Annotated in this window: 15 protein-coding genes; 6 read left to right on the top strand and 9 right to left on the bottom strand. The window is 56.2% G+C overall.

Annotated elements, in window-relative coordinates; all coding sequences use genetic code 11:
• Positions 1–158: 158 nt before the first annotated feature.
• From VMJ32_08120 to VMJ32_08130, 3 genes are all read left to right on the top strand, one after another.
• Entirely contained in the window at positions 159–620 is a 462-nt protein-coding gene (locus VMJ32_08120) for an Hsp20/alpha crystallin family protein (protein HTQ38979.1), read from the top strand.
• 186 nt (positions 621–806) lie between these two features.
• Positions 807–974 (top strand): hypothetical protein, encoded by a 168-nt coding sequence (locus tag VMJ32_08125; GenBank protein ID HTQ38980.1) that lies wholly within the window; start codon positions 807–809, stop codon positions 972–974.
• Between the two features lie 10 nt (positions 975–984).
• Positions 985–1,689, top strand: a complete 705-nt coding sequence (locus tag VMJ32_08130) for a hypothetical protein (GenBank protein HTQ38981.1) — start codon at positions 985–987, stop codon at positions 1,687–1,689.
• A gap of 325 nt (positions 1,690–2,014) precedes the next feature.
• Here VMJ32_08130 and VMJ32_08135 read toward each other — a convergent pair whose 3' ends face one another.
• The 4 genes from VMJ32_08135 to VMJ32_08150 all read right to left on the bottom strand — a co-directional run bounded on the left by VMJ32_08135 (position 2,015) and on the right by VMJ32_08150 (position 4,872).
• On the bottom strand, positions 2,015–2,353 hold the full coding sequence (locus VMJ32_08135; GenBank protein ID HTQ38982.1) for a hypothetical protein: 339 nt from the start codon (positions 2,351–2,353) through the stop codon (positions 2,015–2,017).
• Between the two features lie 615 nt (positions 2,354–2,968).
• Positions 2,969–3,862, bottom strand: coding sequence for a transglutaminase family protein (locus VMJ32_08140; GenBank protein ID HTQ38983.1), 894 nt, complete (start codon positions 3,860–3,862; stop codon positions 2,969–2,971).
• A 91-nt stretch (positions 3,863–3,953) separates the two neighbouring features.
• A complete protein-coding gene (locus VMJ32_08145; protein ID HTQ38984.1) occupies positions 3,954–4,526 on the bottom strand; it encodes a DUF6036 family nucleotidyltransferase in 573 nt (190 codons plus the stop codon).
• Complete coding sequence (locus tag VMJ32_08150; protein ID HTQ38985.1) at positions 4,519–4,872, bottom strand: hypothetical protein; 354 nt, start codon at positions 4,870–4,872, stop codon at positions 4,519–4,521. Before VMJ32_08150 ends, VMJ32_08145 begins: the two co-directional genes overlap by 8 nt.
• On the opposite strand from VMJ32_08150, the gene mutS reads away from it, so the two are divergent.
• Both mutS and VMJ32_08160 read left to right on the top strand, forming a co-directional pair.
• The gene (gene mutS, locus VMJ32_08155; GenBank protein ID HTQ38986.1) at positions 4,846–7,608 is read left to right on the top strand and encodes a DNA mismatch repair protein MutS; all 2,763 of its coding nucleotides are present in this window, start codon (positions 4,846–4,848) and stop codon (positions 7,606–7,608) included. The genes VMJ32_08150 and mutS overlap by 27 nt on opposite strands.
• A gap of 167 nt (positions 7,609–7,775) precedes the next feature.
• Complete coding sequence (locus tag VMJ32_08160) at positions 7,776–9,482, top strand: S8 family serine peptidase (GenBank protein ID HTQ38987.1); 1,707 nt, start codon at positions 7,776–7,778, stop codon at positions 9,480–9,482.
• A gap of 161 nt (positions 9,483–9,643) precedes the next feature.
• Here the strand turns inward: VMJ32_08160 and VMJ32_08165 are convergent, their stop codons facing one another.
• Positions 9,644–11,119: an aldehyde dehydrogenase family protein gene (locus VMJ32_08165; protein ID HTQ38988.1), complete on the bottom strand. Its 1,476-nt coding sequence runs from the start codon at positions 11,117–11,119 to the stop codon at positions 9,644–9,646.
• Between the two features lie 530 nt (positions 11,120–11,649).
• Between VMJ32_08165 and VMJ32_08170 the strand changes: the two genes are divergently transcribed.
• Positions 11,650–12,225, top strand: a complete 576-nt coding sequence (locus VMJ32_08170; GenBank protein ID HTQ38989.1) for a hypothetical protein — start codon at positions 11,650–11,652, stop codon at positions 12,223–12,225.
• A 105-nt stretch (positions 12,226–12,330) separates the two neighbouring features.
• On the opposite strand, the gene VMJ32_08175 is transcribed toward VMJ32_08170, so the two are convergent.
• The 4 genes from VMJ32_08175 to VMJ32_08190 all read right to left on the bottom strand — a co-directional run bounded on the left by VMJ32_08175 (position 12,331) and on the right by VMJ32_08190 (position 14,979).
• The gene (locus VMJ32_08175) at positions 12,331–13,074 is read right to left on the bottom strand and encodes a hypothetical protein (protein ID HTQ38990.1); all 744 of its coding nucleotides are present in this window, start codon (positions 13,072–13,074) and stop codon (positions 12,331–12,333) included.
• A 394-nt stretch (positions 13,075–13,468) separates the two neighbouring features.
• On the bottom strand, positions 13,469–14,206 hold the full coding sequence (locus VMJ32_08180) for a CPBP family intramembrane glutamic endopeptidase (protein HTQ38991.1): 738 nt from the start codon (positions 14,204–14,206) through the stop codon (positions 13,469–13,471).
• Between the two features lie 34 nt (positions 14,207–14,240).
• Positions 14,241–14,450, bottom strand: a complete 210-nt coding sequence (locus tag VMJ32_08185) for a hypothetical protein (protein HTQ38992.1) — start codon at positions 14,448–14,450, stop codon at positions 14,241–14,243.
• A gap of 37 nt (positions 14,451–14,487) precedes the next feature.
• The gene (locus VMJ32_08190) at positions 14,488–14,979 is read right to left on the bottom strand and encodes an acetolactate synthase (GenBank protein HTQ38993.1); all 492 of its coding nucleotides are present in this window, start codon (positions 14,977–14,979) and stop codon (positions 14,488–14,490) included.
• Positions 14,980–15,075: the final 96 nt, after the last annotated feature.

Raw genomic sequence — 15,075 nt, forward strand, 5'->3', positions numbered from 1 at the left:
GCCCAAGGAATATTCCGGTGCATCGCGAGGAAGTGTATCGTCGCATTTGCACCTGGCAGCCTTTGGCCACGCAGCGATTTTTGTGTGATTCGTATTCGATATAAAACACAGCTTGTCCATAACTCATTTCCAACGCCTTCATTGTGGAGGAACTAGCAATGTCATCGACACTGACCAAACCGTCCGAACCGCGTGTGCCACGCATTTGGGATCCATTCCGCTTGGCCCGCGAAGAAATGGAATCGCTCTGGTCGCAATTGGTGGGGGAACCGATGGAACGCCGCTTCAAAGGCCGGATGATGCCGTCTCTGGACCTCTCGGAAACGCCCAACACCGTCGAAGTTCGCATGGACGTGCCGGGCATGAAGCCGGAAGACATCGACATTCAATTGGCCAACGGAGTGCTGACCATCAGCGGCGAGCGAAAGGAAGAGAAAGAAGAAAAAGGCAAAACCTTCCACCGAATCGAGCGCAGCTACGGCAGTTTTTCTCGATCGGTCACGGTGCCGACCGCCGTCTCGGAAGACAAGGTTGATGCGCAGTACCACAATGGAGTGTTGACGATTGCCCTCCAGAAAACCGATGAAGCCAAGGCGCGGAAGATAAAAGTTAAAACGTAAGTCGGCGGAAAAGCGGCTCGGTGTTGTCCGCGCCTTCCTGCGCTACCGGTGCCCGTATTGACGATTTGCCAGCACGGATTTCGCCATCGCTAAAGTTTTACGCTGGCATTTGCCGATAATCGCAGCGGCCCGTTGGACAGTGGCTGTTGCGATTTGTCGCGTTCTTTCTTTCTGCGGGTGATTCTTATGTGGTTTGTTCAAACTGCTAGCGTAGCGCACAAAACGCCTGCTGGAAGCGACTTGCCGACCGCTGCCGCTGGAAAGCCGGCGACCAGCATTGCTGTTTTGCGGGCGGCAGTGCGGCGGCAGCCGCAACTCGCGGCCGGAGTCATCGCCTTCTGGCTGCGAAAGTGAGTGACGCGCCGTGGCAAATATTGCAAGTCTTCGCAAAGCCGCCGTGATGCTGACCAGCCTCCCTCAGGAGGAAGCGGTCACAATGCTATCTAAGCTGGATCCCCGGCAGGCCCAGGCTGTTTCGGCCGAAATTGCCGCGCTGGGCACGGCCAGCGGCGAAGAGCAAGCAGCCGTCATCAACGAGTTTGCCGCAGCCAGTTTCGGGACGGCGTCTCACGGGCCTATGGCCGTGGAAAAGCCCTTCGACTTTTTACAAAAGGTTGACAGCCAAAAGTTGCTGGCATTCATCATCGAGGAGCATCCGCAAACCATCGCGCTGATCGTTTCCCATTTGCCGCCGGCGCAAGGGGCGGGCATCCTCGCCGGCTTGCCTAGCGAGCAGCAACTGGTCGTGGTTCGCCGCATTGCCGCGATGAAACAAATCGACCCTGAAATGATTCACGATGTGGAAAACGGCTTGCAAGACCACTTGGCCAGCGTGATGCTGGTGCAGTTTCAAAATTGGGGTGGACTTCGCTCGGTGGCTGAAATCTTCCGCGCTCTAAGCCAAAGCGTGGCGGTAGGGCTGCTTAATCGCTTGGCCCAGGAAACCCCATATCTGGCAGATGAAATCGGCCGCTTACTAAGAGAATTGGATGAACCGGTGGCAAAAAGCACAATCGCTCCCGCCGTTTCACAAATGCTGCGAAATTACTTGCCTCCGCAGGCCGCGTGACCCTACTCCCTAACGTGGTTAACCTTTCCTAACATCGGCGTCATGGTCGAAACTCCCATGATGCGCCAATATCAGGATGCCAAATCAGCGTGTGCGAACTAAGCGGAATGTAGGAATTAGGATGTAATATTTTCTGAGCGGCCGTGTCGGTGTGTTCACGCATCATGTTTTGCGTGTCGAGTACCGTCCACGCGGTATCGGTATACCCGCATCGTTGCGTTCATCAGCTCCAGCATCGGCTACAGTATACCCACGGTTTGCCCCATTGGAGTGGTGAGGACAGTTTTTCACGCACAGAGTGCGTGGCCTGGAACTTTGATGAATTTTAATCGTTGCCAGTTTGTTCCTCACCAATATCAGTATGTGGGAAGCCATGTGATCCTGTGTCTAGCCAATTCAGCGTTGCTCCCATCTCACGGGCGTGGCTGTCCAAAATGGTTGGAATAAGTGTTAGAACGTGCATGAGTGCCTGGACTGAGTCAATACCGTAGAAAACCTTTGGCCATTGGCCGGGAAGGCCATCTATTTTAAGGTGACAAATCCAGTCTCCTCCTGGGTTCGAATCCGGTGCTGGCGCTCCAATGTATACTGTGATTGCCTGCGATGTGCCGTTTGGCAGATCGAGATTTAAGGTCCGTTTAGCAATTACTTTATCAGCGTTCACGCGATATTCTCTGGGAACCTGTCAATTGATGTTCGGATGCACTTATCCAACTCGATGGCAGCTCTTTCATAACAGAGCGCCCTATCCCTTGCGCTATGATATCTTTTGCACGCTGCGCAGTCTTGATAGTACCAACGATAACAGTCGTCTTTGAGATGGTTTATTGGCGGTTGCAGGTCATCGTTTGTTATTTCATCATGTGTACCGCATGTTGTAGGAATGAGTAAAATTATACCGCCTGCTCCAAGGGCTGGGCCCAAGCTTCCTGATTCTCCGCCTGGTCCTAGTTCTCCTGGAAAAGGTTCCTCCGGTCCCCATGGTGTCGGAAGCGGCTCCTCAGGAGTAATTGGTGTTGGTGCGCCCTTTAATCCACTGGGATCGGTTTCGTTCGTGGGATCGTTGTTGCAGTAATCGTAGGGATTTGGGCCCGCTTCCAGTCCTAGTGGGTCTTCAGTCATAAATCGACCAAGGCCTGGATTGTACATGGGGGGGTTCCTTTATTTACATGGCAACGACTGTTTCGCTAAATACGTGTTCTCTAACGGCATTCCACTGGTCTGCCTGCGCTGCTTCACGTTTGGCACGGCGATTGGAGAGAATGCGATTCAACATTTGCTAAGCATGGGGGTAGAAGCACTTCTCCCACGGCTCTTTCGGCGCTGGCATCAGCAGCGTGTTTGAAAATGGCGTCAATTGACCCTGCCTCTCCATTTCCTTGACCGCACGGTGCAGCATTATGGCCACACCCCATCGGTATTCGTACACCGGATCATGGGGCGCCAGTTTGTGGGAGTGATAACAAGCCTCCACAGCCTGCAATGTCATAAGATTGTCTACGCAGCAAGAGCCTCGTTCGCCGAGAAAGAAAGCCAACTCTTCGCGCGACGACAAACTTACGAGCCAGCGCCCGCTAGCGATTTCTTGGCTCGTTAATGACTTGGGCCACATGAGATAGTAATCGTCGGTTGTTGAGTTAAATCCCGGCGACGTCGCTTCAATGTTGAACCGCTCGCCATGTTGATCGTCCCAACGGCAGAATGTGTGCTCTTTGGCGAGGGCGAGTTTGATCGGATAGCCGAGTCGCCTTCCGATTGCCGCATACAAAACAGGCATGGTGACACAGGTGCCGCCGTGGCCGGTCAATAGACCATGCAGCATAAGATTGTTGGAATCCGAGGCGTCGTATTTTCCTTGACTGAAAGCAAGATTGTAACGAACTCCCAGGTTCCGCTGCAAAACCGTGATCATCACGAGAATGCGGAATTGCGCGTCACTGAACTCGCGATAAGAATGCTCTTTAGCTCGCCGATGAAGAGAACACTCAGTGCCGCTCGCAACGAGATCGGTCCATTCGTCAAGTTTCGCCAAACATCGCGGGATATCTAAATCTTCCGCGCCGGGAAGTCCCGCGGCGCAAGCCAGATCGACTGCCGCGATGTCCTGACGGGCAAGCTCGGCATCGTTCATTGCGAGCAATTGGCGAACGCTGGGCCATTGCGAATCAGCCATAGTCTACCCCTTAAAATAGCTGCCGAATATGCGCCCCAATATAGGGGACACCACAATCATTTGCAGGCATCCACACCGAAAGGTTCTCCGCTCACTTTCGGTGATGGCCATCTCGCAATGCTTTAACGCGGCCGATCAAATCTTGGCCAATGGATTCCGCCAAATCTGCGGCCAGTTTAAGACAATACTTCCAATCGAGATTTTCCCTTTGGGCAATCACTAAACCGTGCAAGTCTTGTTCGTCTTGAGGCCGTCCGGCCAGGACTTTCATAATCAGCAAATCTTCCGCAGTGGCGACGGAAACTGTTAAGCCGGCTATTTCAGTCGGTTTAGCCCGAGCGATAACCTGCTGTTCAAAGCCAGATAGCCCCAGGACCAAATCGACCTTAACAGTTGTCAGGCGATGTTTGAGCGGCAAGATGAAGGCCTTTTGGACGACTTCTTCGACCTGATCGAATAACGGCCGGAACTTGCTTCCTTGCAGCGCTTTCACGAGGCGCAGCGCATGATCGACGTCGGCCGCAATGACAAGATCGACATCGGCAGTTACCCGCGGTTCGCCGAGTAACGATGCGGCCAAACCTCCGATCAGGGCGTAACGAATTTGCTGCGCTTCCAGAAAGCGAATGGCATCCGCCAAAGTGGTTTGCAGGATTTCATCCATGCATGCGCAGGTCTAATTTTTCAAATGCCTCAACCATGCGGCGCCGCGCCGCCAATTTCTCCTGCCAACGCATCGAATCCAGTCGCTCCCAATCGCCTTGGACGCCGCGCGCATTCCAGATTGCATTATACAAATCTCGGTAAATGGCAAAGCGCTGCGCGGTCGACAATCCACGGATCCAAGCTGCGTCCGCAGCGGCGGACATTGCCCGATAAAGCGACCAGTTTTGTTGTGGAGCGAATTGCATCACTAAATTATACCCCATGCTATGGCGTTCCCCTACTCCCCATGTTGATTCCTGTTTGCTAACATCGGCGTCATGGTCGAAACTCCCATGATGCGCCAATATCAGGATGCCAAAGCGGCGTGTCCTGATGCGCTGTTGTTGTTCCGGATGGGGGATTTCTACGAGCTGTTTTTCGACGACGCGCGCACCGCCACCCGGCTACTAGGGCTGGCGCTCACCAGCCGCGACAAAAGCGAAAACGCCGTGCCGATGGCCGGTTTTCCGCACCATCAATTGGAAAGTTACCTGGCAAAACTGGTGTCGCTGGGGATCCGTGTGGCCATTTGCGAGCAGATGGAAGACCCGCGCCAGGCCAAAGGATTGGTCAAGCGCGAAGTTACCAGAGTCGTCACGCCCGGCACGCTGACCGACGAGGTGCTGCTGGACCCGCGCGAAAGCAATTATTTGGCGGCGGTGGTTGTGGATGCCGGTGGCGCCGGTTCTCGAACAGTAAGGCCTGGGTTTGCAGCCAATGGCAAGCGGCACTTTCACCTCGCCACGGCGAGTCGCCTGCGGGGACCCGGCCCTCTCCCACGGGGAGAGGGAGATTGCCTGGTCGGCCTGGCGTGGGTGGAGCTTTCCACCGGTCGGTTTCAGGCGGCGGTGTTTCCGCGGGCCGCCTTGCCCGATCAACTGGCCCGCATCCATCCAGCGGAATGCCTCGTGGAGGAGCAATCGGCGGTTCCTCATGCTGCGGTAACACCTGGCTTGCCGGTTAGTGGCCAGCCGCTCGAAAAAATGCTGTTCACTCACCGTCCGGCCTGGACATTTTCGCTGCCCACGGCGGTGGAAACGCTGACCAAGCATTTCGGCACCGCCACACTGGAAGGTTTTGGCTTCGACGAGAATACCGACTCGCTGGCCCTTCGGGCTGCCGGCGCGATTTTAAATTATCTGGGCGAGACGCAAAAAGCATCGCTGTCGCATTTGGACCGCCTGGTGCGTTATCACACAGGCAGCACGCTCCAGATCGATCAATTCACCCGCCGCAGTTTGGAAATTACCCACACGCTGCGCAATGGTGGGCGCGAAGGAACGTTGCTGGCCGTCCTGGATCAAACCGTCACGCCCATGGGTTCGCGGCTGCTAGCCGAGTGGGTTGCGAATCCGCTGACCGAGCTTGGGCCCATTAATCAGCGGCTCGATGCCGTTGCGGAATTGGTTGCCGAGTCGCGATTGACAGACGACCTGCGCGGAAAACTGCGCGACATTTACGATCTTCCACGCCTGTTGGCCCGCATTTCGACCGGTCGGGCCAGTCCGCGCGATTTAGCACATGTGGGACAAACGCTGGCCGCGCTGCCGGCCGTGAAGGCAAAACTCACGGGTCGCCGCAGCGAACTGTTGGCGCGGCTGGAATCGGAACTCGATTTGTGTCCCGATATTCGCGCGCGTCTGGGAGCGGCGCTGGTGGACAATTGCCCGTTGCAGAGCCGCGAAGGGGGAATCATTCGACCCTGTTATCATGCCGAGCTTGACGGCCTGCGAGAATTGGCCGCCGGCGGCAAACAGTGGATCGCAAGCTACCAGGCCCAAGAAGCGGCCCGCACCGGCATCGCCACGCTCAAAGTTGGTTACAACAAAGTATTCGGCTATTACATCGAAGTCACGCACACCCACGGCCACAAAATTCCCGAAAACTACATCCGCAAGCAAACCGTGAAAAATGCGGAACGCTACATCACGCCGGAGTTAAAAGAGTATGAAGAAAAAGTGCTGACGGCCGACCAGCGAGGGAAGGAATTGGAATTCGAACTATTCCTCGAGCTGCGCCAGTTTGTCGCCGACCAAGTGCGCCGGCTGCAGGCTTCGGCCGTGGCGCTTGCGCAGCTTGATGTGCTTGCAACACTGGCGCATTTGGCCCGATCGCGAAATTATTGTCGGCCTACGCTGGTCGACGAACCGGTGCTCAACCTCCGCGAGGGCCGGCATCCGGTGCTCGACAGCCTCCTGTCCGATGGGTCCTTCGTTCCCAACGACACGGTGGCTTCGCCCGACGAGGGGCTGATTTTGCTCATCACGGGGCCGAACATGGCGGGCAAGAGCACGTACATTCGCCAGGTGGCGCTGATTACGCTAGTGGCTCAAATTGGCAGCTTTGTGCCGGCGCGCGAGGCGACGCTGGGAGTGGCCGATCGCATTTTTGCCCGGGTCGGCGCCAGCGATGAACTCAGCCGCGGTCAAAGCACGTTCATGGTGGAAATGACCGAAACGGCGCGGATTCTGAATACCGCCACGCCGCGGAGCCTGGTGATTTTGGACGAAATTGGCCGCGGCACCAGCACGTACGACGGGGTCTCGCTCGCTTGGGCGGTGGTGGAGTATTTGCACGATCACTTGGGTTGCCGCACGCTGTTCGCCACGCATTACCATGAATTGACCGATTTGGCGAAAACGCTGTCCAGCGTCCGCAATTTGAATGTTGCGGTGCGTGAATGGGACGAGCAGGTGGTGTTCTTGCACAAAATCGTGGATGGGGCGGCCGACAAAAGTTACGGCATTCACGTGGCTCGGCTGGCCGGCGTGCCGCCAGAAGTGAACCAGCGCGCCCAGCAAATTCTGGCACAACTGGAGCAGGAGCACCTGGACGAAGCGGGCCGGCCTAAAATGGGCCGCCGCGAAAAAACCAGCCGCGTGGGGGATTTGCAGCTAACGCTGTTTGCGGCCGAGGTGCATCCGCTGGTGGAAAAACTTCGCACGCTCGATTTGAACGGCCTTTCGCCCTTGGCCGCATTGCAACAGTTGCACCAATGGCAGGCGGAACTGCAAAACGCGCCGCAAACCAAGCCACGGTAGGTTGGTGCGGCTTTATTGGTTTCCGATCTCAGGCCAAATTGTGTCGAAATTGGGCTCCTACGAGCAAATTGCGGGCATTTATTGCACCTGCTGAGTATGATGTTATGAGGGCCAAATGGGCACTTTGCGGCTCGGCGCTAGGGGCGTTTTCGGACCGGAGAAGGGCGATGAGGGGGACGATTTATGCGCTGTTAGCAGCCGCATCGCTCGCAGTAGCGTTGCTCGAGTCCCCGTCCGCGCTGGCCGATGATGCCGACGTTTTGGCTATTCAGGGGGATGTTTCACGTCAAGAGCTGGGTAGCGGCGCCGGCGTAATCGTCGGCATTGTTGATAGCGGCGTGAAATCCACCCATCCTGCCCTGTCGGGCCGCCAAGTGGCCGCTCAGGATTTTGTCGGCGACGGCGATACTTCGGCCGACGACATTTCCACCGAAGGCCACGGAACTGCCATGGCGAGCGCCATTTTAAGCAGCGATCCTACGCACACCGGTCTGGCCCCCAGTGCCCAATACGTTAATGCCCGCGTGCTGAATGCCGGTTCAGCATTTAGCGGCGACAGCACGGTCATGAACGGCGTCGGCTATGCCGTTTCGCAGCACGTGAATGTCATGAATCTTTCGCTCGATTTTAATCCGCCTTCCAACACGAGCGGCACCGACGGCATCGATCTCATTCTCGATTGGGCTGCGGAGCAGGGGGTGAATGTCACCGTTTCAGCCGGCAACATTGCGGCTCATCGCGACGAGACAACAGGCGAAGTGGTCCTCGACGATCCACCTTCCAACCAATTTGTCCGCAGCCCGGGCAGCGCCTACAACGTGGTCACTGTCGGCCGCACCGGCGTTCCAGTCGGCGAAGACCCAAACGCTGGACCTATCACAGCAAATACCGTCTTAAATTATGACCAAATCATGAGCAATAGCGCCACCGGCCCCATCAACAGCCAATCGGGCACGGCCGATCGTGACAAGCCTGATCTGGTCGCCCCGGGCACGTACATCACGCTGGCTAACAATATGTTTACGCCGGGTCAACCATCCACCTATTGGACCTCGGGATTAAACGGCACCAGTATTTCTTCGGCGTTAGTCTGCGGCATGATGGCTCAGGAAATTGGCTACGGAATCAGCAACAACCTGAGCACCAGCCCGCTGGTGATTAAAGCCACGATGATGGCCAGTGCCGATCCGGTGTACGACAAGGTTTTACCGTCGACTTCCGGCCCGCCGAACCTAACGCCCGCCGCCGCTTGGGCGCCGCGCGCCAGCAGCAACGTAAATGGAGTGCTGGTGGTTACCGCGCCCTTGGATGCCGATTCCGGCGCCGGCCAGATTGACGGAGCCCGGTTGTATCAACAATATAGTGCGGGCCAGCAACGCGGCACGGTGAACTCCATTGGATGGGATTTGAACACCATTTCCGGCGCCGCATCGAGCACGTACAACATCAACACGCCGGAAATCGCCGGCAGCCAAATCAATGTTTCGCTCAATTGGTTTCGCCAAGTCCTGTGGACTGATACCAATCACGATAATGTTGCTGACTACGGCGATTCGTTTACCGCGCAAACGCTTGGGGATTTGAATTTGAAAGTGCTGGTCAATAGCACCCTTGTGGCCGAATCGATCAGCGCGTTTGACAACGAACAGTTTTTGAGCTTTCTGCTACCGCAATCGGGCACCGTGAGCATCGAGGTGGACGATCTGGGTGTGTCCGGGGCGCCGATGTCGGAGCAGTACGGTCTGGCCTGGAATATCGTGTCTGTGCCCGAGCCGGCGGCGTGGGCGTTGGCTGTCTGCGGAGCAATGTCAATTGCGATTTGCCTATTGCGTGGCCGCAATCGCCGCGGAAACCAGGGCCGAGCTTTCGTTTGACCTGGCCTTCCGAGCCGGTGCGCTCGCCGGACTGCTTTCTCCTCTCCGGTTTTACGTGAATTATATCAAGAAGCAAACAAAAACGCCTGCGGAGTTTAGCCGCAGGCGTTGAAGTTCGTTTTTTATATCGGACGATTCTCGGCGAAATGGCAGGCGCCTATTCAATCCAAGCTGACCGTCACGGTTTTCCATTCGGTATACGCGTCCAAGCCGCGTTCGCCCAGTTCGCGGCCGATGCCGCTCATCTTAAAGCCGCCAAACGGGGCGGCGGCGTCGAACACGTCGTAGCAGTTGATCCACACCGTGCCAGCCTTGATTTTCTTGGCAATATAATGGGCCTTGGCCACGTCGCGGGTCCACACGGCGGCCGCCAAACCGTAGTTGGTTTTGTTGGCTCGCTGCACCACTTCCTCGATATCCTTGAACCGCAAGACCGACATCACGGGTCCGAAGATTTCTTCTTCGGCAATTTTCATCTTGTCGGTCACGTTGGTGAACAGCGTTGGCTCGATGAAATAACCTTTGTCGCCGAAGCGTTCGCCACCGGTGACGCACTTGGCTCCCTCCTTTTTCCCCGCCTCAATGTAGCCCATCACCTTGTCGAACTGCTCCTTGTTGACTTGCGGCCCCTGCTCGGTGGCCGGATCAAACGGATCGCCCAAGCGGCGCTTGCCATTCATGGCCGCCATTTTGTCGACAAGCTTGTCGTGCACTTTGTCTTCGACGAACAACCGGCTGCCGGCGCAACAGCACTGGCCCTGGTTGAAGTACAATCCAAAGTGCGCTCCCGCTGCGGCGGCATCCAAATCAGAATCGGCAAACACGATATTCGGGCTCTTTCCGCCCAGTTCCAACGACACACGCTTCATCGTGGGAGCCGCTTCGCGGGAAATCAAATGGCCGACTTCGGTCGACCCCGTGAAGGCAATTTTGTCAACGTCGGGATGTCCCACCAGCGCAGCGCCCGCCGTGGGGCCATAACCGGGAACCACGTTGATCACGCCGTCCGGAAAACCGGCTTCCTGCGCCAGCTTGGCCATCCGCAAGCAACTCAGCGGCGTTTGCTCGGCAGGCTTCATCACGATGGTGTTGCCTGCGGCCAGGGCGGGACCCCATTTCCAGGCCACCATGAGCATCGGAAAATTCCAAGGAATAATTTGCCCCACCACGCCCACCGGCTCGCGCCGTGTGTAGGTGAAATAATTGCCGCGCACCGGAATGGTTTGGCCGTGGAGTTTGTCGGCCCAGCCGGCGTAATAGCGAAGGCAATCGATCGTCAGCGGCAAATCGGCGGCGCGGCTGTCGCGGATCGGCTTGCCATTGTCGAGCGTTTCCAGCGCGGCAAGTTCGTCGATTTCTTCTTCGATTAAATCGGCGAGTCGATTCATCAACTTACCCCGGTCGCGGGCATCCATTTTGGACCAAGGGCCGGTTTCAAAGGCATTGCGGGCAGCTTTCACGGCCAGGTCAATATCGGCGGCATCGCCTTCGGCCACTTTGGCAATCACTTCTTCGGTGGCCGGATTGATCGTTTCAAACGTCTTGCCACTTTTGGCCGGCTGCCATTTGCCGTTAATTAAGCATTGCGTTTCTTTGACTTGCGGTTTGCGAGTTTTGGGTTCAACGGCAGTCGCCATAATTCACCTCCGGTGTGTTTCGGAATTCACTGGGCAATGTGCAGCAGTCGGAATGCGGCGGGTCGTGGAACAGCAAAACCTATATCGTTCCACAAGCAAGCGCCACTTCCCCCCCGCACCTCAAATTCTAACGAAGTCCAATCCAACTGCAATAATCGCCATCCAGCCCTCGGTCTCGAACTTCAATAATTCTCCAAAATTCACATTTTGACTGCATTTTCCCCCTCGGTTTCGGTATAGATCATACGGTCGCCCCCGATTGCAAGAGGGGAGCAAATGTCGTATCTTTGACCTTAGAAAAGCGCTAGCCGTCGTTGACGCTTGGGCTTTTCACCAGGAGGTTGAAATCACACGCCCTGCCAGTGCCGGCCAGTTGCAAGAGTTAAAACAGTGCAGCGCCCGGTCCCACCAACGGTTTGCCCTTCCGCCTGTAGTTTCAATGAGAGTCGCGTCCGGCAATTAGAGCGACTCCATTTTTGATAGCCGGAAGCACTGGCTTCCGAATTTGTATCCCGATAGGAGTTTCTAAGATGAAGCGAGTTGCCACATGGGGTTTGTCCCTGGCGGTCCTGTTGTTTACCTCCGCCACCCGTGCAGAAGAACTCCGCAGTGGTCCCCAACCCGGCGACACGCTGGGGGCTTACGAGGTGACCAAAGTCGCCGGCGCCCCCGACGATGGTGTTCCGGTTGGCCAACAACTTTGCTATCGCTGCAAGATGGGCAACCGTCCCGTGGTGATGGTCTTCTCTCGTAAGCCCGACCGAGCGCTGGCCCGGCTGGTAAAACGCTTGGATACGGTCGTGGCCCAAAATAAGGACGAACACAACATGGCCTCGTTTGTCAGCCTGATCGGCGACAAGCCTGATGAATTGGCGGCCGCCAGCAAGCAAATCATCGCTGATACGAAGGTTGAAAACGTGGCTTTCGTGGTTCCGAAAGATCAGCCCAATGGCCCCGAAACCTATAACATCAATCCCCAGGTCGAAACCACTGTGCTGATTTACGTGAAGGGCAAAGTCGTGGCCAACCACGCCCTTCCGCCCGGCGGACTGAACGACGCGGCGGCTGAACAAATCGTCGCCGACACTGCGAAAATTTTGAAATAACCGCGAGCTGATTTGAATTCGGTTCGATTTCAAATTGGTGATTCAACAAACAAGCCCAGGGGCTGCAACCCCTGGGCTTGAACTTTTTCTAATCGGCGCAGCAGCTTACTTCACGTCGACGGTCCAATCGCCGTCGGCGCTCACGTTCAAAAAGTACAGACCCGGCTCTTCAATCGAGATCGGCTTGGAGCCCTCGAAGGCGCCAAGGGTGTTCGTCAGGTATTCCACCGGACGGCCATTCCGATCCAGCAGAACCACTCGGAACCGCGCTTCGCCCTCGTGTTTCATCTGGAACTCGGCTAAGCCCTTCTCCAGCTTAAAGAACGGCGTGGTGTTGTAGCCGTGCCCTTGCAAAGTGCAAGGGGCTGCTTGCCCTTCCGTCGGACGCGGCTGGCGGATATTCGCCGTCCAATTGCCATCGGCCTGCACATCTAACAGGCACGTATCGCCTTTGGGCACGTTCATGGCGCGCTGGCCGGTGAACTTGCCAATTTGATTGAACACCGTGTCGATTTCCTTGCCGTTGCGGTCCAACAGCCGGATCACTAAGTTCGAATCGCCGTCGTGGTTCACTTCAAACACGCACAACCCAGGCTCCAGGCGAAATTTTTCCGAAGCCTGTCTTCCCTTTCCGGCCAGATTGATCGGCTGCGGCTCGGTCTGCTGAGCTGGCCGCGAGCTTTCCCGGTCGTTTGCCGGCACGCTTTGCTGGGTGGTGGACTGATTCTTTTGCAGCGTGCTTGCGTTTTGATCGTCCGCTTGGGCGCTTCCTCCCGCGGTCAACCATCCCGACCAACAGCACAACGCGCTTACCGCAACCGCCAGATAAAATCGATTCTTCAAACACATACAGTGTCCCCATAAAAAATGAGGTGTGTAGAAGCGTGCAAAGTGCAACGCTCCGGCGAGAGCGCCGTTGCTGCCTCGAAAAAACCGGCATGCTTTCGTTCAGCTTCCGGCTCGACGCCTTCGCCAAGAAAATATGGGTTACGAATTTCCCTCAGTCTGCATTTTTAAAAGCGGTGATTTTTCAACGCCTGCCGCGGCAGCATTGATTCATCATGCCCCGGCTGCCACGTTCGGTTTTTGAGGGGAATTCGTACTGCCCAGAATTCAACGATGCCGTTGCGAAACTCCGTCTCCGGTTTGCAACAGGGGCCATTCGCAGCCGGTATTGCCAGTTGCTCGCTGCGGTTTGCCGCAAGCGGCAGCAATCGAATGCTTCCGTCAGAAAAATGCGCCGTCAGTGAGACAGCTCCGCAGTGTGCATTAAATCGTAGCCCACGCCAAAAATGGCCGCGTCGAGCAGCAGATGGCTGAACCACGGCCCATAAATCGAACCGCTGCGCTGGTACAGCCAGGCCCAAAATGCACCGCCAAGGGCCGTGGCGAGGGAAAACGAATACGTCCACGGACTGGCCCAGCCGAAATAAATTCCCAGCACGATCACGTGATGCCCCATGAAGGCGACACTGGAAATGGCGATGGCCGCCGGCAGCGAAATTCGCCGTCGCAACTGCCCAAACACAAACCACCGCCAGTAATATTCTTCCAGCAGCGAATGCACCAGCGAGTAAAACAGCGCCACACCGGCATATTCGGCCGGATTGTTGATGCCTATTTCCGCCAGGCGACCGCTCATTTTTCCGGCCGCTTCGTCAAACCATCCTGCTGACTTCAGTGCCCCGAAGTAAATGGCCACCGCCGCGCCGCCGAACACCAAACCAAACACAATTCCGGCCAACAGCCCGCGAGTGGAAAACTTCGGCCAGTGCAGCGGTTCACGGCAAATCCACCCGACCCACACCAGCGGCAATCCAAACTGAATGGCTTTGCCCAACACATATACGGTTTGTTGCGTCGATTTTGCCGCCTCGGCCAGCAGCAGAAAGTACACCCACGTCAACAGCGCAGGATAAAGCAGAGCAAACAACAACAGCGGCCAATCGTAGCGGTGGTCTGGAATCGAAGGACCGATCATGGCGCATTGCGTGGCGGAAAATTCTATCTGGAACTTACGGCGACCGCTTCCAGATCGCTAACGCAATCAAACTACCCGAGATCAGAATCGAACCCGGAATTAACAATTCCTTCGAACTGGTGAAACAGCCAGCGGCAATCATCAGCCCGCCAACAATTACCGAAATAACACCAACCGTTTCGAGCAGTGCTTTTAAAGTGATTCCCGGCGTTAATTCGTGGTCCTCTGTGGATTCACTGGACATGGTGTTTCCTCAGGAGCGATGTTGCGATTGAAGTTTTTTACTCATCTTCCGCCAGGTCGGCTTCAGTAATCATCGTGAAGCCCTTGTTGCCGAGCGTTTCCAAACCCATTTCGATGTTGTCGACCATCAGGGCCACCGCCGGCCGACCATGCGGACGCACCAACAGCGGATAGGCCTGAATGATGTTCACCTCGGCCTGCAACAAGGCCGTACAGACTTGCAGCAGTGGCTGATGCCCATCGGGCAATTCGACGCCGATCAAATCGCTTTCGATCATCGCCAGGCCGGCCCGTTCCAAAATTTCGCGCCCTTGCTCCGGATGGCTGAGCAAAAACCGCACGAAGCAGCATTCGGCGGAATCGGTGATCGACAGGGCGACAATCTTGACGCGGCTGCCTTCGAAGCGCCGCACCACTTCCAGCAGTTGCCCCACGCGGTTCTCCAAAAAAACGGTGAACTGGCGAATGGACGGATAGTTTCGTCCTCGCATGGTGGCAAAATCGGTGCTGGCACCTTCTCCAAAACTCATGCAGAATTTCGCGAAATGAGGATTTCAAGGCGGCGCAAAGGAAGCCTAGTTCGCGCCGGCAGCGAAATGCAAATATAAGGACTGCAGATAGTTCCG

The sequence above is a fragment of the Pirellulales bacterium genome, assembly GCA_035499655.1.
Taxonomy (GTDB): Bacteria; Planctomycetota; Planctomycetia; order Pirellulales; family JADZDJ01; genus DATJYL01.